Source organism: Corallococcus sp. M7 (assembly GCF_054512695.1).
Genome location: NZ_CM137252.1, coordinates 5,724,473 through 5,743,679 on the forward strand (window position 1 = coordinate 5,724,473; position 19,207 = coordinate 5,743,679).

The following is a 19,207-nucleotide window of genomic DNA, read 5'->3' on the forward strand; positions in this document are numbered from 1 at the left end:
CCCGGCCGGCGCACCTCGAGGGGGCGCGCCAGCGGGCCGTGCGGCGAAGGACTACGGAGCGCTGGTGCCCGTGCGCCCGTAGGAGTCCTCCAGGCGCACGACGTCGTTCAGCTCGGGGGTGCTGACCTCGAGGATGTCGCAGTCGGTGATGGCGACCATCCGGTGCTTCGTCAGCGGCTTGATGTGGTAGCTCTCACCGGGGTTCATCTCCTTCTCGATGAGGCCCTGGCCCTCGTCCACGACGAAGAGGAGCTTGCCGCTCTGGACGTGGATGGTCTCGTCCTTCACGTTGTGGAACTGGAGGCTCAGCTTGTGGCCGGCCTTCACGTGCAGGAGCTTGCCCACGTAGCGCTCCGTGTGGGCCCAGATGAGCTCGTGCCCCCAGGGCTTCTCCACCCGCTTCGTCGTCGTCATTTGCTTCGTCTCTTCCTTGCCCAGCAGCGCTAGTTCGTGCCGGCCACGTACGCGTCGAGCTGGGTCTCGCGCTTGAAGTCCGTCAGGTACCGACCCGCGGCTTCCTTGCTGGCGAAGCTGCCCATCCGGACGCGGTACCAGGTGCCCTTTCCAGGCACCTCCGCCGCCAGGATATAGGGGGCATAGCCCTTGTCGCGCAACCGCGCGGCGAAACGGTCGGCGTCCTGGCGGCTCTGGAAGGCGGAGAGCTGGAGCGTGAACGCCCCACCCTTCACGGCCTCCGACGGACGCGGCGGCTCCGCGGGCAGCGCCTGGGCCCGGGCGATGGCCTCCTTCATGCCCCCGTCACGCGCGGCGGTGCGGGTGGCGACCGGCGTCTCCTCTACCTTTCCCTTCACCGGCTCCACGACCTTGGGCTCGGGCTTCGGCTCCGGCCTGGCGGCGGCGACCTTGGCGGGCTCCTCGGGCTTCGGCTCGGGCTTGGACTCCGGCTTCGCGAACGGCTTGCCGTTGGCGATGGCGTCCTCCTCGGCGGCGTCCATCGCGGGCAGCTCGCCCGTGTCGGGGTCCGGCGTGGGGACCAGGGTGGGCTTCGCGGCGGCCTTGGGGGCCTCCGCGGGCTTGGGCTCCGGCTTCGACTCGGGCTTCGCGGCGACCTTGGGGGCCTCCGGCTTCGCGGCGGCCTTGGGCAGCGGCGGCAGGGGCTCCGAGCCCGTCTTGCGGGTGAGCTCATCCGGGAAGGTGAGCGGCGGATCCTGGCGCGCGTCGTTGAGGACCTGCGCGTTGGCGTCCAGCGCGGAGAGCAGGTCCGGGGCTTCGGCCGTCTGCGCGTCGCTCGCGAGCTTCTTGCCCACCACCACGCCCAGCACGAACACGGCGCCCATCACGACGATGCCGGCGATCAACAGGCTGACGATCTGCCGGTTGTCCAGCGAGACGTCGAACTTCTCCTTCATCCGGTGGGCGTCACGCATGGCGGGGCAGACCTCGATCGCGCGCTCACGGCCCGTGTAACGGCCTGTAGCGACAGCGTGCGCGCAAGCTACGCCCCACCCCCAGGCGGGTCAAATTCGCGGAGGCTGCGCAACACCGGCGCGGGACACGTCAGGTCGGATCAGACGATCCACCCGCCGCCGAGCACGCGATCCCTGTCGTAGACGACCGCGGCCTGGCCCGGCGTGACGGCGCGCGCGGGCTCGTCGAGCTTCACGGACACCAGCCCGTGCTGCGAGATGTGGATCCGCCCCGCCGCGCCCGCATGGCGGTGACGGATCCGGACCTCCACGGCCTGTTCCGGCGGCGGCGGCCCGTCCACCCAGTGCGGCTGGAGCAGGCCGAACTGCGCGCGGCCGGTACCCTCCGCGGGGCCCACGACGACGCGGTTCGTCTCCGGCTCCAGGCGCTGCACGTAGCGCACCTCACCACCGCCCAGGTTGAGCCCCTTGCGCTGCCCCACGGTGAAGCGGTGGATGCCGTTGTGCGTGCCCAGCACCTTGCCATCCGGATCCACGACCTCTCCGGAGGGCTGGGGGCCGGCGACCTTCTCCACGAACCCGGCGTAGTCGCCGTCGGGCACGAAGCAGATCTCCATGCTCTCCGGCTTGTGGGTGGTGGGCAGGTTGTGGCGCTCGGCGACGGCGCGCACCTCCGCCTTGGTGAGGTGGCCCACGGGGAAGAGCACGTCCTTCAGCTCCTCCTGGCCCAGGGTGAAGAGGAAGTAGCTCTGGTCCTTGGCGGCGTCCACGGCGCGGCGCAGGTGGAAGCGGCCGTCCACCTCCTCCACCTGGGCGTAGTGGCCCGTGGCGAGCCGGGCGCCCAGGGCACGCGCGCGCTTGAGGAGGAAGTTGAACTTCACGTCGCGGTTGCAGCTCACGCAAGGGATGGGCGTCTTGCCGCCCAGGTACGACTGGACGAACGGGTTGACGACCCGGTCCTGGAAGATCTCCTCGGCGTTGGCCACGTAGAACGGGATGCCCAGGGTCTGGGCCACCGCGCGGGCGTCGTCGATGTCGTCCGGACTGCAGCAGCTGCCGCACTTCGCGGCGCCCTCGTAGGACCAGACGCGCAGGGTGATGCCGATGACCTCGTGGCCCTGCTCCTTGAGCAGGGCGGCGGCGGCCGAGGAATCCACTCCGCCACTCATCGCAACGACGACTCGCATGGGGCTCCTTCCTACACGCCCCCAGGCCGCGACGCACGGCCGGAGGCGCTCCAGGCCCCCTCCCCTGCCCTCCGGCCGGGAGGAGGCCCCCGTGTCATGAACCGCGCGCCGCCCAGGCCGTGAGCAGGGCGCGGAGCGCGTCCGCGGTGTTCAGCGACGGGTCGTCGAGCACGGATTCGACAAGGTACCGGGTCGCCTCGCCCACCTTCGGCGAGGGGCCGATGCCCAGCGTCTTCATGATGTCGCCCCCGGTGAGCGCCAGCTCCTTCGCGGACAGCGGGGGCTTCGCGGCGGCCAGCGCCTCCAGCCTTCCGGCCAGCGCCTCCACCGCGGGCAGCCGCTCCGGGGCCCGGACCTGGACGCGGGCCTTCGCCACGGAGAGGAGCGCGGGCAGGTTCGCCAGGCCCACGCGGGCGAGCAGCCGGCGCAGCGCGGGGTCCGCGTCGTCCACGCGCGTCTCCAGCTTCGCGTGCTCCACGAGCAGGCCGATGAGGTCCGCGGACTTGTTGGGGAACTTCAAACGCAGACACAGCTCCCGGGCCTGCGTCGCGGTGTCGATGTCCGAAAGCAGCGTGGCCACGCGCAGGTCCGCGTCCAGCGGCGCGGCCTGCACGGCGGCGCGGGCCAGCCGCGCGGTCTCCGGGTCCGCCTGGGCCACCTCCGGCAGGAAGACGGCCATCAGCCCCGTGTCCGCCAACAGGTGCAGCCCCATCTCCGCGCGCGGGGACAGCAGCAGCTTGAGCAGCTCCTCGCGCACGCGCTCCAGCGCGACCTTGCGGAACACGGCCAGGGTCGCGGGGATGGCGTCGCGGGTGTCGGGGTCCAGCGTGAAGCCCAGCACGGCGGCGAAGCGCACGGCGCGCAGGGGGCGCAGGCCGTCCTCGGAGAAGCGCTCCAACGCGGAGCCCACGCAGCGGATCAGCCTCGCGGGCAGGTCCACCTGGCCCCCGAAGGGATCCACCAGCTCGCGGTCGAGCGGGTTGTACGCCATGGCGTTGATGGTGAAGTCGCGCCGCGACAGGTCCTTCACGATGTCCCGCTCGAAGGACACGGAGCTGGGGCGCCGGCCATCCAGATAGTCCCCTTCCGAACGGAACGTCGTCACCTCCACGTGGTTGCCGCCGGTGACGACGGTGACGGTGCCGTGCTGGATGCCGGTGGGGATGACCTTGCGGAAGGCGCGCTGGACCTCCTCCGGCAGCGCGCTGGTGGCGACGTCGAAGTCCTTCGGGTGGACCTTGCGCACCATGTCCCGCACGCAGCCGCCCACCAGGTAGGTGGGGTGGCCCAGCTCGCGCAGGCGGGTGATGACTTCGAGCACGGGCTTCGGAATGTCGGCGTCGTGGAGGTTGGCGATCATGTCCGCAGGGGTGGGAGGAGGCGGGCGCGTACGTTGCCGTCTTCCGGCGGGCCTCGCCACTGCGATGCCCGCATGAAGGCAGGCATACGACAGATGACGTATACGTGTGTTTTTGGGAAACCTCAGCCCACAGGGACCGACAATCATTTCAAACGCATCACCTACCGCGGGCGGGGCCAACGGGCCGCCGACCCGAGCGAGGCAAACCATGTTCAAGGTCCCCGGCAGCCACACGTTCCGCTTCCCCTCCCGTCAGCAGATCGACTCGGTGTCGGACGGCGCGAAGAGCGTCTACGGACAGCAGGTCAGCGGCATGAACCTGTTCCTGGACAAGAACAACTTCCGCATCTCCGACCGGTCCCGGGACAGCATCATCGACAACGTCAAGAAGGTGGAGAGCGGGGAGCGCAGTGAGATCAACGCGCATCAGCGCGAGGTCGTGGGCTTCGCCCGGGACGCCTTCGACAACTTCCAGAAGGGCGACTACAGGCAGGCGGGCGTGGAGGCCCTCGGCTCGGTGCTCAACGCGGCGGGCTCGGTGTTCAAGTCCACGTACACGCAGACGCCGCACGAGAAGCAGAGCATCGATCCCTGGTGACCCTCGCGGCACGCGGCGGGTGCATCTGTTAACGATGCACCCGCCATGTCCGAATCCCGAACCACCGCGGTGCACGTCCACGACGCCTGTGAGGTGTACGTGGGCCGTGCCTTCCGCGCCTGGGCGAAGCCCGGGCCGCTCAACCCCGTGCCCGGCCGCTTCGGCAACCCGTTCAAGCCCGGGGGCGTGAAGACCTGGAAGGCGATGATCCGCACATACTTCGAGCCGTGGCTGGCGAAGCTGCCCGCGGACGAAGCCCAGCGGATCCGCGACGAGGCCCAGCGGCGCATGGCGCCCGGCCCGGACGCGTTCGAATCCTTCCGCTGGTACCTGGAGCTGCGCACGAAGCACGACCCGGACTTCCTGCGGGATGTGAAGAGCTTGCGCGGCAAGCGATTGGGCTGCTGGTGCAAGCCGGGCCCGTGCCACGCGGACGTGCTGGCCGCGTGGCTGGACTCAGGGCCTGGTCAGTGACGCGCGCTCTCCCGCTCGCGGACCTGCGCGGGCTGGGACGTGAGCGCCGCTTCCCCCTGCTTCCGCGTGCCCAGGACCTCCGACAGCGTCAGGCAGGCCTGGGCGATGGCGTTGCGCGCGGCGAGTGAGTCCGCCAGCGGATCCAGCATCACGAAGTCGTGGATCATCCCCTCGTACTGGAGGGCCAGCGCGGGGACGCCCGCGTCCACCAACCTGCGCGCGTAGGCCTGGCCTTCGTCGCGAAGCACGTCGCATTCGCCGTTGAGGATCAGCGCGGGCGGCAGACCTCGCAGCTGCACGTCGGTCGCGCGCAGCGGGCTGACGGTGGGCTCCGTGCGGACGGAGGAGTCCGGGGCGTAGTTGTCCCAGAACCACTGCATGCCGCCGCGGGTGAGGAAGTAGCCGTCCGCGTAGCGCGCGTAGGAACCCGTATCGAAGCGGGCATCCATGACGGGATAGAACAGCACCTGCTGCAGGATGCGCGGACCGCCGCGCTCCTTCGCCACCAGCGTGAGCGCCGCCGCCAGGTTCCCGCCCGCGCTGTCCCCCACCACGGCGATCCGCTGTCCATCCAGGTCCGCCTCGCCGCCGTTCTTCGCGACCCACTGGAGCGCGGCGTAGGCCTGTTCGAGCTGCGCGGGGTACTGCCCTTCCGGAGCGGGCGTGTAGTTGACGAACACGACCGCGCACCGCGTGCCCACGGCCAGTTCGCGGATCAGCCGGTCATGCGTGTCCTTGTCGCCCAGCACCCAGCCGCCGCCGTGGAGATAGAGCACCACCGGGAGCTTCTCCGACACATCCGCGGGCCGGACGATGCGGACGGAGACCTGACCGTCAGGACCCACCGGCAGGGAGCGGTCCTCGATGCGAGCCGGCTTCTTCGCGGTCTTTCCCGCCTGCACGCTCCGGAGCACGCCGCGCGCCTCGGAGGGCGGCAGGGTTTCGAGCGCGGGCCCGCCCGCCTTCTTCAACTGCTCCAGGAAGGCACGGGCGTGGGGATCCAAGCCGGAGTCGGAAGGCTGCTTCGTGTCGGTGGGCATGGCGTCTCTCCTCCTGGGCCGAGGATGGCCACGCACGCCAGGAGTGGGAGACGCAGGCACACGGTGGGCTTGTTCGATGGGTCGCCGTCTGGGTATCGAAGTCGCACGGGCCCGCTGAAACGAAGGCGGCGCAGCTGCTAGGACGGGTCCATGGGACTTGATGCGACCTTCCAGGCCCTTCCCGGCGACTCCCCGCTGCTGGAACTGGCGAGGCGGAACATCGGCGTGGGCGGATGGCTGTCGTCCGTCCCCCGATTGTTCCAGGACCCGCGCGAGGAGACCCTTGCCCCGGGCGGTCCGGACTCCGACGAGCTCCTGCTCCTGGAGGCCGTGCGAGACATGCTGCGCACCCGCCCCGACCTGGCGACGCAGCAGGTGGACCTGGGCCGGAGGTGGGATCACCTGCACTTCGTCCTCTCCGACCTCCGCCGGAACGACCCGGGAGCCGAGGACGACTCGCTGGCCGGCATCGCGATCCGTGGCGAGGCGGAGATCGCCCCGCACGTGGTCGCGGGTCAGGGCGTGCCCCTGCGCTACACGCGGCCGGAGACGGTGGAGCGGATTGCCCGGTGGCTGGAGGCCGTCCGGTTCGACGGCCTTCGCGAACACTTCACCTTCGACAGCCTGAGCAGGGCAGCCGTCTACAAGTGCCCGCGAGAGGAGGGCATCGATGAAGCCTGGCAGTGGCTCATCGAACGTTTCGAGCGCTTCCGAGCCTTCTACGTCACGGCCGCGAAACATGGCGACGGCGTCCTCGTCCGCGTGGACTGATTCCAGCTCAGGACCGGCTTTTCCCGCCCCCTGAGACAAGTCCGGGTATCTTGAGACACCCGTTTTGTGTTCATGTTTCATGAAAGAAAACCAGACACCGCGTGACATGGTCGCGGCCCCATTTCCTGGGAGCCCACATGCGCACTTCTTCTTGGATGTCCCTGGCCGTCGTTCCCCTCTTGTTGTGTCTCGCGTGCAGTCCCGAGAGCGAGTTACCCGGGGAGGACGTCGTGTCCTCCCAGTCGTCCGCGATCGTCGTGTCCGGTGGTTCGATGTTGTCCGCGCGCTACCAGCACACCGCCACGCTCCTCGCCAACGGCAAGGTGCTGGTCGCGGGCGGTGGAACGCCGTCTGGCTCTTACACCTCGACGGAGCTGTATGACCCGGCGACGGCCACCTCCGTCAGCGGTCCGCCGATGCTCACCGCGCGCCGCTATCACACCGCCACGCGGTTGCAGGACGGCACCGTGCTGGTCGTGGGCGGCATCAACTCGAGCGTGCTCTCGTCCGTCGAGCGCTATGACCCCGTCACGAACACCTGGAGCGCCGCCGCTCCCCTGCCCCGCATCAGCTACGGCCACAGCGCCACGCTGCTGGCGGACGGGCGCGTGCTGGTGGCGGGCGGCGTGAGCATCGTCACCTCGTCCTATGTGTATACGCCGTCCACGAATACCTGGGCGGCCACGGGCTCGCTCAACTCCGGGATGATGAGTCATGCCGCGGTGCTGCTCGCGGACGGTCGCGTGCTCGTGGCGGGCGGCAGCAATGGCATGACGTCCTCCAGCAACCATGCGGAGCTCTGGACCCCCTCCACCGGGACGTGGGCCACCGTCGCGTCGATGAACACGGGCCGCAATGGCCACACCCTGCAGTTGCTCGCCAGCGGCAAGGTGCTGGTGACGGGCTACGTCACGGCGGCGGAGTTGTATGACCCGGCCACCAACACCTGGACGAACACCGGCGCCACGGCCGTCCAGCACTTCTCCGCGCCGTCGGTGACGCGGCCGGATGGCACCATCCTGATGGCCGGTGGCTCCTACAACACGATGCAGGTCGAGCTGTTCTCCCCCGCCACCAGCACCTGGAGCACGGTGGGAACACTGACGCAGTCCCGCGTGGACCACCCCACGGTCGCGCTGCCGAACGGCCGCGTCCTGTTCCTCGGAGGGACGACCTACAACGCCCAGGGCAACATGCAGGCGCTGGCGAGCATCGAGGTCTTCGACGCCTCCGCCACCTGCACCCCGACGACATGCGCGGCCCAGGGCAAGACCTGCGGGACCATTCCCGACGGCTGTGGTGGCACCCTCGCCTGCGGCACCTGCGGCGCCGGGCAGGTCTGCTCCACCAGCAACGTCTGCACCGCCGCCTGCACGCCGACGACGTGCGCGGCCCAGGGCAAGACCTGCGGGACCATCTCCGACGGCTGTGGTGGCACCCTCGCCTGCGGCACCTGTGGCGCCGGGCAGGTCTGCTCCAGCAGCAACGTCTGTACCGCCGCTGCCTGCACCCACAACGTCTGTACGACGGGCTCGTCGCTGAACAAGGACTGCAACTCCTGCACGTATTCGGTGTGCAACCGCGACCCGTACTGCTGCACCACGGCCTGGGACAGCATCTGCGTCAGCGAGGCCAATTCCTGGTGCGTCATCGCGCAGCCGGGCTGCGTCGTGAGCCAGTAGCCGTCGCTCCCGGGTCGGCCTCCGCCGTGTGGAGGCCACCCGGCCTTCCCCCAAGGGAAGCGGCTAGGCTGCGCCGTGCATGAAGTACACGTTCGTCTTCACCACCGCGGCGGCACTCCTCACCTTCCTGGCGCAGCGGCTCCAGGGCGTGGGCTGGCTGCTGCTGTGGCCCGCGTTGAGCTTCGCCATCGTGGCGCTCGCCTATGCCGGAGTGGGCGCGGGGGCCTTCGGGAAGCAACCCGACGGACGGATGCAGCCGTGGGCGTTGATCGCGCTCCTGCCCTACCTGCTGCTCACGTGGGGCACCTGGCATCTGGCGCGGCGGTCCTCGCGCGAGCGTGTCTTTGACGAAGTGGTGCCGGGGGTCCTGGTGGGGCGCAGGCTGCTCCCCGGTGAGCTGCCTCCGGGTGTCACCGCCGTGCTCGACCTGACCTCCGAGTTCATCGAACCGGAGGCCATCCGTGGCGCCTGCCGGTACGTGTCCCTGCCCATCCTGGACGCATCGACGTTGCCCGTGGAGCAGGTGGCTCCGGTCCTTCGCGAGCTGGCCGCCCTGCCCGGCTCCCTGTACGTCCACTGCGCGCAGGGACATGGGCGCACGGGGATGATCGCCGCCGCGCTCCTCGTGGCCCGGGGCGACGCGCCGGACGCGAAGACGGCACTCGCGCGGGTGCGCCAGGCGCGGCCCGCGGTGCGGCTCTCCGACTCGCAGGAGCGTGCGCTCGACGCGTTGTCGGCGGCACTCCGCTCCCCGCCCTGAACCGCGAGGCCCGGGCACGGCAGGCCCCGCGGGTGCTCAGGGCCGCTCAGCTCTCGACGGACTGGAGTTGCTCCGCGTCGCAGACCGGCGCGGTGTCCTCGGACTGCTGGGACTGCTCCGTGGAGACGGACGCGGTCTCCTCGGAATGCGTGAACGCGGAGCACCATCCCGCCGCCTCACAACTGGTGCGGTAGGTCCCCTCGTAACAAACGTCGAGGCAGTAATCGAAGCAGACCTCATCGCACTGCGGCGGATAGGCAAACGCGGCGGCGGGGGCCACGGCGAGGACGGCGGACACGGCCATCAGGGACTTCCTCAGCGCGTTCATCGACATTCCTGTTGTGAGGGAAATGTGCCCGCGCGAAAGGCAGGCACGCCCGTCAGCAGATGCCAGCCACGAAAGGCAATGACAGACTTGCACGCCAGGACTGTCTCCGGCTGAACATTCAGCCCATCCCCTGGGGCGCCTCCATTTTCAAGCTGCGTTTAACAGCCTGTTGGTCTCCCCCGGTCTAGTCCCCAGCGGCGCCGGGCCGTATCTCTCTTCGCAAGGCGAAAGCACACGGGAGAGAACACGATGCAGAAGCGCAAACTCGGAAACAGCAACCTGGAGGTCTCGGCCATCGGGCTTGGCTGCATGGGCATGAGCCATGGCTACGGCCCGCCCGCGGACAAGGCGGAGATGATCGCCCTCATCCGGTCGGCCGTGGACCAGGGCGTCACCTTCTTCGACACCGCCGAGGTCTACGGCCCCTGGACCAACGAAGCGCTCGTCGGTGAGGCGCTCGCCCCGGTTCGCGGGCAGGTGGTCATCGCCACGAAGTTCGGCTTCAAGCTGAGCGCCGACGGGAAGCAGGAGGGCCTGGACAGCCGGCCCGAGCACATCAAGCAGGTCGCCGAGGCCTCCCTCAAGCGGCTCAAGACCGACGTCATCGACCTGTTCTACCAGCACCGCGTGGACCCGGACGTGCCCATCGAGGACGTCGCGGGCGCGGTCAAGGAGCTCATCCAGGCAGGCAAGGTCCGGCACTTCGGCCTGTCTGAAGCGGGCGCGAAGACGATCCGCCGCGCGCACGCGGTCCAGCCGGTCACCGCCCTCCAGAGCGAGTACTCCCTGTGGTGGCGTGAGCCGGAGAAGGAGATCCTCCCGACCCTCGAGGAGCTGGGCATCGGGTTCGTGCCGTTCAGCCCCCTGGGCAAGGGCTTCCTGACGGGCAAGCTGCCTGACGCGTCCCAGCTCGACAAGAACGACTTCCGCAACATCCTTCCGCGCTTCACGCCCGAGGCGCGCACGGCGAACCAGGTCTTCGTCGATCTGCTGAACAGCGTCGCGGCCCGGAAGAAGGTGACGCCGGCGCAGCTCGCGCTCGCCTGGGTCCTGGCACAGAAGCCGTGGATGGTGCCCATCCCGGGAACCACGAAGCCGCACCGGCTGGCGGAGAACCTGGGCGCGGCCCGGGTGGAGCTGACCGCGGACGAGCTTCGCGAGCTCACGGAGGCCGCCGCGAAGCTCACGGCGCAGGGAGCCCGCTATCCCGAGGCCCTGGAGAAGCTGACCGGCCGCTGATCCGCTGTCACAGGGCCTTCCGCGCCAGCTCGCGCGCCGCTTCGACGAAGAGTCGCAGCGGCGCCGAGCGCTGTGCACGGCTGGGGTAGTAGAGGAAGAAGCCGGGCACGGTGGGTGCGTAGGCCTCCAACACCCGCACGAGCTTGCCGGTGCGCAGCCGCTCCGCCACCGCGGGCTCCATGGCGTACGCCAGCCCCAGGCCCTGCTCCGCCAGGTCCAGGGTCAGGTGATTGTCACTGCTGACCACGCCCCCGCGCACCGGCACGCGCCAGTTCCTGCGGCCCCGCTCCAGCTCCCAGGCGTAGAGCGCCCCGGTGGAGCGCATGCGGAATGTGATGCACTCATGCTTCAGCAGGTCCTCCGGGCGCTGGGGCGTCCCGTGGCGCTCCAGATAGCTGGGAGCGCCCACCACCACGAAGCGGAACTCCTCCGTCAGGCGCACCTGGACCATGTCGCGCTCGATGGCTTCGCTCAGCCGCACGCCCGCGTCGTAGCCCTCCGCCACGATATCCACGAAGCGCTCCTCGATGACGACCTCCACTTCGACGCGTGGATGACGCGCGCGGAAGGTGGGGACCACCGGGGTGATGATGTACGGCACCGCCGCCCGAGGCACGGACAGCCGGACCCGCCCCACCGTCTCGCCCGGCTGCGCGGCCACCTCCCCGAGCGCGGCGATCGCCTGTCCCATCGCGGGGCCCGCGGTCTCCACGAGCCGCCGGCCCGCGTCCGTCAGCGCCACACTGCGCGTGGTGCGCGTGAGCAGTACCACGCGCAGCTGCTCCTCCAGCTGCCGCACCGAATGGCTCACGGCCGCCGTGGAGACGCCCAGCTCGCGCGCGGCGCCGCTGAAGCTGCTCAGGCGCGCTACGACGAGGAACACCTGGAGCTGCGTGAAGGGTGCCGTGTTCATTCGCGAGGACCCTCTTGGGCTTCACTGTTCAGCACGCGCCGCGAGGCTAGGGCCTTCCCGATGAGGAGTCACCCTGCCCGCTCACACGGCCTTCGCCGCCAGCTCCCGGGCCGCCTCGGCGAAGAGGCGCAGCGGCACCGAGCGCTGCGCACGGCTGGGGTAGTACAGGAAGAAGCCGGGCACGGTGGGCGCGTAGGCCTCCAGCACCCGCACGAGCTTCCCGGTGCGCAGCCGTTCCTCCACGGCCGGCTCGAAGGCATATGCCAGCCCCACGCCCTGCTCCGCCAGGGTCGCGGGCAGATGGATGTCATTGGTGACGACCCCGCCGCGCACCGGCACGCGCCAGTTCTTGCGCCCGCGCTCCAGTTCCCACGGGTAGAGCGTTCCGGTCGTCTGTGAACGGAAGGTGATGCACTCGTGCTTCAGCAGGTCCTCGGGGCGCTGGGGCGTTCCGTGGCGCGCGAGGTAGCCGGGCGACCCCACCACCACGAAGCGGAAGGCCTCCGTGAGCCGCACCTGCACCATGTCGCGCTGGATGGCCTCGCTCAGGCGCACGCCCGCGTCGTAGCCCTCCTCGACGATGTCCACGAGGCGATCCTCGATGACGACCTCCACCTCCACCCGCGGGTGACGCGCACGGAAGATGGGGACCACCGGGGTGATGACGTAGGGCACCGCCGCCATCAGCACCGACAGCCGGACCCGGCCCACGGCCTCTCCGGGCTGCGCGGCCACCTCGCGGAGCGTGGCCAGCGTCTGCCCCACGGCCGGGCCTGCTCCCTCAACGAGCCGCCGGCCTACGTCCGTCAGCGCCACACTGCGCGTGGTGCGCGTGAGCAACACCACCCGAAGCTGTTCTTCCAGTTGCCGCACCGCCTGGCTCACCGCGGCCGTGGAGACGCCCAGCTCGCGCGCCGCGCCGCTGAAGCTGCGCAGCCGGGCCACGGCGAGGAACACCTGGAGCTGGGTGAAGGGCGCCGTATTCATTCGCGAGGACCGTATCCGAAGCCACTGTTAAGCACGCGTTAACACCCTATTGGCTCCTCCACGCGTAGTCATCCACGGGGCCGGCGCGTATCTCTCTTCCCACGTGAACGGGGCTCACCAGCCCCCATGATTCCTGGAGAGAGAAGACACATGCCTACCGCCAACGCCTACGCCGCCACGTCCGCGAAGTCGCCGCTCGGTCCCCTGGCCATCCAGCGCCGGGAGCTGGGCCCGCGCGACGTGCTCATCGAGATCAAGTACTGCGGCATCTGCCACTCCGACATCCACACCGTCCGCGGCGAGTGGGGCGAGACGACCTACCCCATCGTCCCCGGTCATGAGATCGCCGGCATCGTCACCCGCGTCGGCGCGGAGGTGAAGAAGCACGCCGTCGGCGACCGCGTCGGCGTGGGCTGCATGGTGGACTCCTGCGGCGACTGCGCGTCCTGCCGCAAGGGCGAGGAGCAGCACTGCCTCAGGGGGATGGTCGGGACGTACGGCGCCACCGGCCGCGACGGCCAGCTCACGCAGGGCGGCTACTCCACGCACATCGTCGTGACCGAGGACTTCGTCCTCAAGATTCCGGAAGGCATCTCGCTCGACGCCGCCGCGCCGCTCCTGTGCGCGGGCATCACGACGTACTCCCCGCTGCGCCGCTGGGGCGCGGTCCCCGGCAAGAAGGTGGCCATCGTGGGCCTGGGCGGCCTGGGGCACATGGGCGTGAAGTTCGCTCGCGCGATGGGCGCGGAGGTGACCGTCCTGTCGCAGTCGCTGAGCAAGAAGGAGGACGGCCTGCGCCTGGGCGCGCACCACTACTTCGCCACGAAGGACCCGGAGACGTTCAAGAAGCTCGCGGGCACCTTCGACCTCATCGTGAACACGGTGAGCGCGAAGATCGACGTGGACGCCTACCTGTCCCTGCTGGCCCTGGACGGCGCCCTGGTCAACGTGGGCGCCCCCGCGGAGCCGCTCTCGCTCAACGTGTTCTCGCTCATCATGCCCCGCCGCGTGTTCACCGGGTCGCTCATCGGTGGCATCCCGCAGACGCAGGAGATGTTGGACTTCTGCGCGAAGCACCACATCGGCGCGGACATCGATGTCATCCCCGCCAGCAAGATCAACGACGCCTACGAGCGCGTGCTCGCCTCGGACGTCCGGTACCGGTTCGTCATCGACACGTCGACGCTGAAGTAGCCCGGGACTTCACAACGCCGTAGCCGCCAGGGATGAAATCCGTTCCCGGCTCCAGGCCGGTGTCGCCCCGCCAGCGGAGTGTTGCCACCCCTGGGAGGGAAGACGCCGTGGGCGCCGTGTCTAGCCTCTCCGCCTGTGACCGGACGTCTCCGGTCCAGGGGGAGGCAGCATGAATCAGACTCGCGGATTCGCCATGGTCATGGCCATGACCACGTTGCTCACGGGAGCGTCCGACGTCCAGGCCCGTGACACGGTTCCTTCCGACGCGGAAGCGCCGGTCGTGTTCACCGGCGGCGCCACCGTCCGGTGCGGTGACACGCTCACGGAGAACACGCGGCTCACGCGCGACCTCAACTGCCCCAGCTCGGCGCCCTTCGCGCTCCAGGTTGACGGTCCGGGCATCGTCCTGGACCTGGGCGGCTACACCGTGCGCCGCACGGGTCCGGCGAACTTCACCTCACAAGGCATCGTGGTCGCCAATGGCAGGATGGTGCGCAATGGCACGGTCCAGGGATTCGCCAGCGGCATCACCACCACCTTTGACGCGACCATGCTGAACCTGCGGCTGCATGCGCTCGCGCTCGTCGACAACAACGTCGGCGTCTACAACCGGGCGACCGGGGCGAACTTCCTCATCACGGACTCGCGCCTGAGCGGGAGCGAAGTCGGATTGAGAGGCGAGTTCGATGCGGCCACGGGCAGCTTCGACGTGCGGTCCTCCATCTTCACCCACAATGAGCTCGCGATGATCGCGGACTTCCACGACATCGACGTGCTCGACTCCACGTTCACGGCCAACGGGCTTGCCTTCTATTGCTGGCAGGGCCTCATCCGCATCAGGTCCAGCACGCTCGCGTGGAACGACACCGTGGGCACCATCCCCAACGAGGTCGACGGCCCCCGCTTCTGCAGCGGAATGCGGTTGGAGAACACGCTCATCGCGAACAACGCCGCGCTCGCGCCGACCTCCAATCCGGCCTGGGAGCCACTCAACTTCTCGATGGTCGACTCGCTGGTCGTCCACAACGGCACGGGACTCCGGGCCACGGCCGAGACCGTCTACATCGACGGCAACACCTTCCATGACAACGCGAGCGGCCTGACGCTGTCCGACCGCATCGGTTTCTCCGTCACCCCGCTCACGGGAATCGTCCGCGGCAACCAGTTCCTGTCCAACGACGGGGACGGACTCCGGGTGCAGCCGACCAGCATGCCAACGGTCATCAACAACCTCGCCCTGAACAACACGGGCTTCGGCATCTACGCGCCCACCGCCTTCGACGGTGGCGGAAACGTCGCGCGAAACAACACCGCGGGCGACTGCGTGGGCATCGTCTGCTCGCCCTTCTGATCATCCCTGTGTCGCCGTCCGGGCGGAGTGCTGCCCCGCTGCCGGGGAAGCCATCTGGAGCATCGTGACTAGCCTGTCTGCCCAAGGCCGGACGTCGCCGGCCGGGGAGGCTGCATGAACCAGACACGCGGATTCGTCGTCGCCATGGCTGTGACCACCCTGCTCACGGGAGCCACTTCCGCACAGGCCCGGGACACGACCCCTTCCGACGCGGAAGTGCCGGTCGTGTTCACCGGCGGCGCCACCGTCCGGTGCGGTGACACGCTCACCGAGCACACGCGCCTGACGCGCGACCTCAACTGCCCCAGCTCGGCGCCCTTCGCGCTCCAGGTCGCGGGCGAGGGCGTCGTCCTGGACCTGGGCGGATACACCGTGCGCCGCACGGGTCCGGCGAATATCGACTCACAAGGCATCGTGGTGGCCAATGGCAGGATGGTGCGCAATGGCACGATCCAGGGCTTCGGCAGCGGCATCACCACCACCAGCGGCGCGCCCGTGCTGAACCTGCGGCTGCATGCGCTCGCGATCCTCGACAACGATATTGGCGTCTTCAACCGGTCGTCCGCCTCGAACTTCCTCATCACGGACTCGCGCGTGAGCGGGAGTTACAGAGGGCTGAGCGGCGAGTTCGATGCGTCCACGGGAAGCTTCGACGTGCGGTCATCCATCTTCACCCACAACGAGATCGCGATGTTCGCGGACTTCCATGGCATCGACGTGCTCGACTCCACGTTCACGTCCAATGGGGTCGCCGCCTACTGCTGGCACGGAGTGTTCCGCTTCAGGTCGAGCACGATCGCCTGGAATGACGCCGTGAGCACGATCCCCAACGACGGCGTCGACGCTCGCGTCTGCAGCGAGATGCGGTTCGAGAACACGCTCATCGCGAACAACGCCGCGCTCGCGCCTCCTGCCGACCCGGCCTGGGAGCCGATCCAGCTGTCGATGCTCGACACGCTGGTCGTCCACAACGGCACGGGACTCCAGGTCGGGGCCCGGACCGTCTACATCGACGGCAACACCTTCCATGACAACGCGAGCGGCCTGACCCTGTCGGACCGCACCGGTCTCGCCACCGTCCCGCTCACGGGCATCGTCCGCGGCAACCAGTTCCTGAGCAACGGCGGAGATGGACTTCGGGTGGAGCCGCCCAGCACGCCCACGGTGATCAACAACGTCGCCCTGGGCAACACGGGCTTCGGCATCTACGCGCCCACCGCCTTCGACGGTGGCGGAAACGTCGCGCGAAACAACACCGCGGGCGACTGCGTGGGCATCGTCTGCGCCATGTACTGACGTCCCAGCCGGCGCCAGCGCACTCCGGCTGCCCTGGCTGAAACAATTCACCTCCAGATACCTTCACGCACCCGGGTCGCCTTGAGGCGCACCCGGGCGCCTTCACTAGCGTGGCCTCCGTCCATTCCACCCTGGAGGTCGCGACATGGAAGAGGAACGCGGAAGGGCCTGGGTGCCCTGGCTGGTGACGGCGCTGGTGACGGTGCTCGCGGGGCTGGTGCTCTATCTGTCGCATCGCAGCACGACCCGCGCGGACGCGGAGGCGGCGGCCGCCGTTGCCCGGGCCAGTGAAGCGGAGACCGCGAAGCAGCAGCTGGAGGCGAAGCTGGCCGCGCTGGAGGCGGACCACGCGAAGCTGACCACGGAGAAGGATCAGCTCAACACGGAGAAGGAACAGCTCAGCCAGACGGTGCAGGAGCAGGAGGCGGAGCTCACCCGCCTCAAGGCCACCTACGAGGACCTCCAGGACAAGCTGAAGAAGGAGATCGCCGAGGGCGCCATCCGCCTGTCGCAGGACGGTGGCCGCCTCCAGGTGGACCTGGTCGACAAGGTCCTCTTCGATTCAGGCGACGCCAGCATCAGCACGCGCGGCCAGGAGGTCCTCACCCGGCTGGGCGGCGTGCTGTCCAAGGTGGATGACAAGCTCATCCAGGTGTCGGGCCACACCGACGACTCGCCGCCCACGCAGAAGCTCCAGGCCACCTTCCCCACCAACTGGGAGCTGTCCGTCGCGCGCGCTGTCAACGTGGTGCGCTTCCTCCAGGAGAAGGGCGGCGTGCCCGCGAAGCGCATGCTCGCGGCCGGCTACGGCGACACGCGGCCCCTGGCGGCCAATGCCTCGCCGCAGGGCCGTGCGCGCAACCGCCGCATCGAGCTGCTCTTGATTCCAGAGCTGGCCGCGAAGAGAAACCCCGCCATCGCGAAGGCGGCCCCCGCGAAGGTGACGCCCGTGAAGGGGGCTCCCGCGAAGGCCGCCGCCGTGAAGCCCGCCGTCGGGAAGAAGGCGGGCCGGTAGGTGTCAGTTCGATTCGGAGAGGTGGCGGGACGCCCGCCACTTCTTTCCGTTGAACAGGTAGACCCACGTAGCGTTGCCCTCGCCCCAGTCGACCAGCCCCTGGCGTGCCGTCTTGGGGACGCCATGGGGCCCCGGCTTGGATCGGATGTCGTAGAGCTGAAGGCAGCTCACCTCGCGCGGCAGGGCGACCACCTCCCGGACCTTCCCGTCCTTGGTGAAGACGACCCGCACCGGCACGGAGCCGTTGCACGAATAGCCCTTGCCCGGGAACGCGTAGTCCGGCTGGCCATCCTTGTCGAAGTCCCCCTGGACGCAGGGCACCCCGTCCGTCTTCAGGGCGTTCAGGTCCACGCCGATCTGCTCGAGCTCGGCGGTCGCCTTGCCGGGCGTCCCCACGCAGAGGCACTTCCAGCTCTCCACCGGCGAACACGCCGGATCCGCGGGTGAGACCGCCACACGCTCGCCGTCCGCCTTCGCGGGCGGCGAGGCCTGCGCATATCCAAACGCCGCCAGCGAAAGAGCCCACGGCCACATCCGACGCATCCGCATCATTCGTCGCTCCTGGTGTCCACCGTTCGCGGCGACATACCAGGAACAGGGCCGGGCGTTGATGGCTCAGTCCTGTTTCAGGGTGCGGAACACCGCGGGCAACTCCTGTTCACCCAGCCCCGCGCCGAGGGCCCGCCGGTAGTTCTCCAGCAGCTCCCTGGGGAAGCGCGCGCTGATGCGGGCGTCGGTGCTCAGCCGGACGATGTGCTCGATGGCCGCGACATGGGTGTTGAGGCTGCACTGCTGGCCGGTGAAGTCGTTGCGTTCGATCATGTCCTGCGCGGCGTCCGCGGTGACGGAGATCAACCCCAGGAAGGAGTTCTTCTGGGCGAAGAAGGCCTTCGGATCCAACCCCTCCGCCTGGCACATCGCCGCGGCGTGGAGGACCGCCAGCGAGCCTCCGTAGTAGGCCTCGAGGATCGCGCAGTCGAGCGTCGCGGCGGAGCCGATCTTCTCGTCGACGTAGACGGAGTTCCTGGCGATGGCCTGGAGGGTCTCCTGGTGCCGGTCGAACACCGCTCGCGACCCGGCGTAGTAGACCGTCGCGTAGTCGGTGGCCACGAACGCGGGATAGGCGAGGATCGCCGCGTCCAGGTAGTCCACGCCGTGGGCCCTCGCCCACTCCAGGCCTCCGCGCGCGTCCGCCGGTGAGCCGCTGGTGAGCTGGACCAGCGTCGTTCCCGCCAGCGCCGACGCGAGGGCCGGCGACGCCACCAGCTCCGTCCACGCCGCGTAGTTGGACAGCGAGACGACCACGAGCGCCCGCCCGGTGACGGCCTCCACCAGGTTCTCGAACGCGACGGTGCCACCGCCCACGGCCCGGGCCCTGGCCGGCGTCCGGTTCCACACCGCGACGTCATGCCCCGCCGCCGCGAAGGCTCGCGCCAGCGCGCTGCCCATGAGACCACTGCCAATCACCGCGATCTTCGTCGAACGGCTGGACGTCATCGTCACGCTCCTGGGGTGAGGCGCCCAGCCTCGAAGCACGCGCACCCGGCGTCAACCGGGGACGCGGCCGGATGCTATTCTTCGAGGTCTCCGAATCATGGCCGGGCGTCGTGCCCAGGAAGAATCG

20 protein-coding genes are annotated in these 19,207 nt (G+C 69.3%); 10 read left to right on the forward strand and 10 right to left on the reverse strand.

Going from position 1 to position 19,207, the window contains the following annotated elements; all coding sequences use genetic code 11:
* Positions 1-51 precede the first annotated feature (51 nt).
* The 4 genes from ACX114_RS22760 to ACX114_RS22775 form a co-directional block, all read right to left on the reverse strand.
* Positions 52-414: a cupin domain-containing protein gene (locus tag ACX114_RS22760; protein ID WP_014397344.1), complete on the reverse strand. Its 363-nt coding sequence runs from the start codon at positions 412-414 to the stop codon at positions 52-54.
* A gap of 29 nt (positions 415-443) precedes the next feature.
* Positions 444-1,388, reverse strand: coding sequence for an SPOR domain-containing protein (locus ACX114_RS22765; protein WP_459287730.1), 945 nt, complete (start codon positions 1,386-1,388; stop codon positions 444-446).
* Between the two features lie 140 nt (positions 1,389-1,528).
* Positions 1,529-2,575 carry a tRNA 2-thiouridine(34) synthase MnmA gene (mnmA, locus tag ACX114_RS22770; protein ID WP_459287732.1) on the reverse strand — a complete coding sequence of 349 codons (1,047 nt, stop codon included), beginning with the start codon at positions 2,573-2,575 and terminating at the stop codon, positions 1,529-1,531.
* Positions 2,576-2,669: 94 nt separating this feature from the next.
* Positions 2,670-3,935, reverse strand: coding sequence for a CCA tRNA nucleotidyltransferase (locus tag ACX114_RS22775; protein ID WP_459287734.1), 1,266 nt, complete (start codon positions 3,933-3,935; stop codon positions 2,670-2,672).
* Positions 3,936-4,143: 208 nt separating this feature from the next.
* Between ACX114_RS22775 and ACX114_RS22780 the strand changes: the two genes are divergently transcribed.
* Both ACX114_RS22780 and ACX114_RS22785 read left to right on the forward strand, forming a co-directional pair.
* Positions 4,144-4,533 carry a hypothetical protein gene (locus ACX114_RS22780; RefSeq protein ID WP_459287736.1) on the forward strand — a complete coding sequence of 130 codons (390 nt, stop codon included), beginning with the start codon at positions 4,144-4,146 and terminating at the stop codon, positions 4,531-4,533.
* Between the two features lie 45 nt (positions 4,534-4,578).
* The gene (locus ACX114_RS22785) at positions 4,579-5,007 is read left to right on the forward strand and encodes a DUF4326 domain-containing protein (RefSeq protein ID WP_459287738.1); all 429 of its coding nucleotides are present in this window, start codon (positions 4,579-4,581) and stop codon (positions 5,005-5,007) included.
* On the opposite strand, the gene ACX114_RS22790 is transcribed toward ACX114_RS22785, so the two are convergent.
* Complete coding sequence (locus ACX114_RS22790; RefSeq protein ID WP_459287740.1) at positions 5,001-6,047, reverse strand: alpha/beta hydrolase; 1,047 nt, start codon at positions 6,045-6,047, stop codon at positions 5,001-5,003. The genes ACX114_RS22785 and ACX114_RS22790 overlap by 7 nt on opposite strands.
* Before the next feature lie 150 nt (positions 6,048-6,197).
* On the opposite strand from ACX114_RS22790, the gene ACX114_RS22795 reads away from it, so the two are divergent.
* The 3 genes from ACX114_RS22795 (at position 6,198) to ACX114_RS22805 (ending at position 9,260) form a co-directional block, all read left to right on the forward strand.
* Positions 6,198-6,818, forward strand: a complete 621-nt coding sequence (locus tag ACX114_RS22795; protein ID WP_459287742.1) for a DUF1877 family protein — start codon at positions 6,198-6,200, stop codon at positions 6,816-6,818.
* Between the two features lie 230 nt (positions 6,819-7,048).
* On the forward strand, positions 7,049-8,500 hold the full coding sequence (locus ACX114_RS22800) for a Kelch repeat-containing protein (protein WP_459287743.1): 1,452 nt from the start codon (positions 7,049-7,051) through the stop codon (positions 8,498-8,500).
* Between the two features lie 79 nt (positions 8,501-8,579).
* The gene (locus tag ACX114_RS22805) at positions 8,580-9,260 is read left to right on the forward strand and encodes a phosphatase domain-containing protein (protein ID WP_459287745.1); all 681 of its coding nucleotides are present in this window, start codon (positions 8,580-8,582) and stop codon (positions 9,258-9,260) included.
* A 46-nt stretch (positions 9,261-9,306) separates the two neighbouring features.
* Here the strand turns inward: ACX114_RS22805 and ACX114_RS22810 are convergent, their stop codons facing one another.
* Positions 9,307-9,588, reverse strand: a complete 282-nt coding sequence (locus tag ACX114_RS22810) for a hypothetical protein (protein WP_459287747.1) — start codon at positions 9,586-9,588, stop codon at positions 9,307-9,309.
* A 249-nt stretch (positions 9,589-9,837) separates the two neighbouring features.
* Between ACX114_RS22810 and ACX114_RS22815 the strand changes: the two genes are divergently transcribed.
* Complete coding sequence (locus tag ACX114_RS22815; protein WP_459287749.1) at positions 9,838-10,827, forward strand: aldo/keto reductase; 990 nt, start codon at positions 9,838-9,840, stop codon at positions 10,825-10,827.
* Positions 10,828-10,834: 7 nt separating this feature from the next.
* On the opposite strand, the gene ACX114_RS22820 is transcribed toward ACX114_RS22815, so the two are convergent.
* Positions 10,835-11,740 carry a LysR family transcriptional regulator gene (locus tag ACX114_RS22820; protein WP_459287751.1) on the reverse strand — a complete coding sequence of 302 codons (906 nt, stop codon included), beginning with the start codon at positions 11,738-11,740 and terminating at the stop codon, positions 10,835-10,837.
* A gap of 81 nt (positions 11,741-11,821) precedes the next feature.
* Positions 11,822-12,727 carry a LysR family transcriptional regulator gene (locus ACX114_RS22825; protein WP_459287753.1) on the reverse strand — a complete coding sequence of 302 codons (906 nt, stop codon included), beginning with the start codon at positions 12,725-12,727 and terminating at the stop codon, positions 11,822-11,824.
* A gap of 150 nt (positions 12,728-12,877) precedes the next feature.
* On the opposite strand from ACX114_RS22825, the gene ACX114_RS22830 reads away from it, so the two are divergent.
* From ACX114_RS22830 to ACX114_RS22845, 4 genes are all read left to right on the forward strand, one after another.
* Positions 12,878-13,921: an NAD(P)-dependent alcohol dehydrogenase gene (locus ACX114_RS22830; protein WP_459287755.1), complete on the forward strand. Its 1,044-nt coding sequence runs from the start codon at positions 12,878-12,880 to the stop codon at positions 13,919-13,921.
* Between the two features lie 169 nt (positions 13,922-14,090).
* A complete protein-coding gene (locus tag ACX114_RS22835; RefSeq protein ID WP_459287757.1) occupies positions 14,091-15,272 on the forward strand; it encodes a right-handed parallel beta-helix repeat-containing protein in 1,182 nt (393 codons plus the stop codon).
* A gap of 144 nt (positions 15,273-15,416) precedes the next feature.
* A complete protein-coding gene (locus tag ACX114_RS22840; protein WP_459287759.1) occupies positions 15,417-16,568 on the forward strand; it encodes a right-handed parallel beta-helix repeat-containing protein in 1,152 nt (383 codons plus the stop codon).
* A 145-nt stretch (positions 16,569-16,713) separates the two neighbouring features.
* Positions 16,714-17,583: an OmpA/MotB family protein gene (locus tag ACX114_RS22845; protein ID WP_459287761.1), complete on the forward strand. Its 870-nt coding sequence runs from the start codon at positions 16,714-16,716 to the stop codon at positions 17,581-17,583.
* A gap of 3 nt (positions 17,584-17,586) precedes the next feature.
* Here the strand turns inward: ACX114_RS22845 and ACX114_RS22850 are convergent, their stop codons facing one another.
* Positions 17,587-18,135 (reverse strand): hypothetical protein, encoded by a 549-nt coding sequence (locus ACX114_RS22850; RefSeq protein ID WP_459287763.1) that lies wholly within the window; start codon positions 18,133-18,135, stop codon positions 17,587-17,589.
* A 63-nt stretch (positions 18,136-18,198) separates the two neighbouring features.
* Positions 18,199-19,080 carry an NAD(P)-dependent oxidoreductase gene (locus ACX114_RS22855; protein WP_459287765.1) on the reverse strand — a complete coding sequence of 294 codons (882 nt, stop codon included), beginning with the start codon at positions 19,078-19,080 and terminating at the stop codon, positions 18,199-18,201.
* Positions 19,081-19,207 lie beyond the last annotated feature (127 nt).

Bases quoted from the DNA above. Each gene is read 5' to 3' on its own strand.
- ACX114_RS22760 (WP_014397344.1), bottom strand. From the start codon at position 414: ATGACGACGACGAAGCGGGTGGAGAAGCCCTGGGGGCACGAGCTCATC.
- ACX114_RS22785 (WP_459287738.1), top strand. From the start codon at position 4,579: ATGTCCGAATCCCGAACCACCGCGGTGCACGTCCACGACGCCTGTGAG.
- ACX114_RS22830 (WP_459287755.1), top strand. From the start codon at position 12,878: ATGCCTACCGCCAACGCCTACGCCGCCACGTCCGCGAAGTCGCCGCTC.
- ACX114_RS22795 (WP_459287742.1), top strand. From the start codon at position 6,198: ATGGGACTTGATGCGACCTTCCAGGCCCTTCCCGGCGACTCCCCGCTG.
- ACX114_RS22845 (WP_459287761.1), top strand. From the start codon at position 16,714: ATGGAAGAGGAACGCGGAAGGGCCTGGGTGCCCTGGCTGGTGACGGCG.
- ACX114_RS22825 (WP_459287753.1), bottom strand. From the start codon at position 12,727: ATGAATACGGCGCCCTTCACCCAGCTCCAGGTGTTCCTCGCCGTGGCC.
- ACX114_RS22815 (WP_459287749.1), top strand. From the start codon at position 9,838: ATGCAGAAGCGCAAACTCGGAAACAGCAACCTGGAGGTCTCGGCCATC.
- ACX114_RS22790 (WP_459287740.1), bottom strand. From the start codon at position 6,047: ATGCCCACCGACACGAAGCAGCCTTCCGACTCCGGCTTGGATCCCCAC.
- ACX114_RS22855 (WP_459287765.1), bottom strand. From the start codon at position 19,080: ATGACGTCCAGCCGTTCGACGAAGATCGCGGTGATTGGCAGTGGTCTC.
- ACX114_RS22805 (WP_459287745.1), top strand. From the start codon at position 8,580: ATGAAGTACACGTTCGTCTTCACCACCGCGGCGGCACTCCTCACCTTC.
- ACX114_RS22810 (WP_459287747.1), bottom strand. From the start codon at position 9,588: ATGAACGCGCTGAGGAAGTCCCTGATGGCCGTGTCCGCCGTCCTCGCC.
- ACX114_RS22850 (WP_459287763.1), bottom strand. From the start codon at position 18,135: ATGATGCGGATGCGTCGGATGTGGCCGTGGGCTCTTTCGCTGGCGGCG.
- ACX114_RS22835 (WP_459287757.1), top strand. From the start codon at position 14,091: ATGAATCAGACTCGCGGATTCGCCATGGTCATGGCCATGACCACGTTG.
- ACX114_RS22840 (WP_459287759.1), top strand. From the start codon at position 15,417: ATGGCTGTGACCACCCTGCTCACGGGAGCCACTTCCGCACAGGCCCGG.
- ACX114_RS22775 (WP_459287734.1), bottom strand. From the start codon at position 3,935: ATGATCGCCAACCTCCACGACGCCGACATTCCGAAGCCCGTGCTCGAA.
- ACX114_RS22780 (WP_459287736.1), top strand. From the start codon at position 4,144: ATGTTCAAGGTCCCCGGCAGCCACACGTTCCGCTTCCCCTCCCGTCAG.
- ACX114_RS22765 (WP_459287730.1), bottom strand. From the start codon at position 1,388: ATGCGTGACGCCCACCGGATGAAGGAGAAGTTCGACGTCTCGCTGGAC.
- mnmA (WP_459287732.1), bottom strand. From the start codon at position 2,575: ATGCGAGTCGTCGTTGCGATGAGTGGCGGAGTGGATTCCTCGGCCGCC.
- ACX114_RS22820 (WP_459287751.1), bottom strand. From the start codon at position 11,740: ATGAACACGGCACCCTTCACGCAGCTCCAGGTGTTCCTCGTCGTAGCG.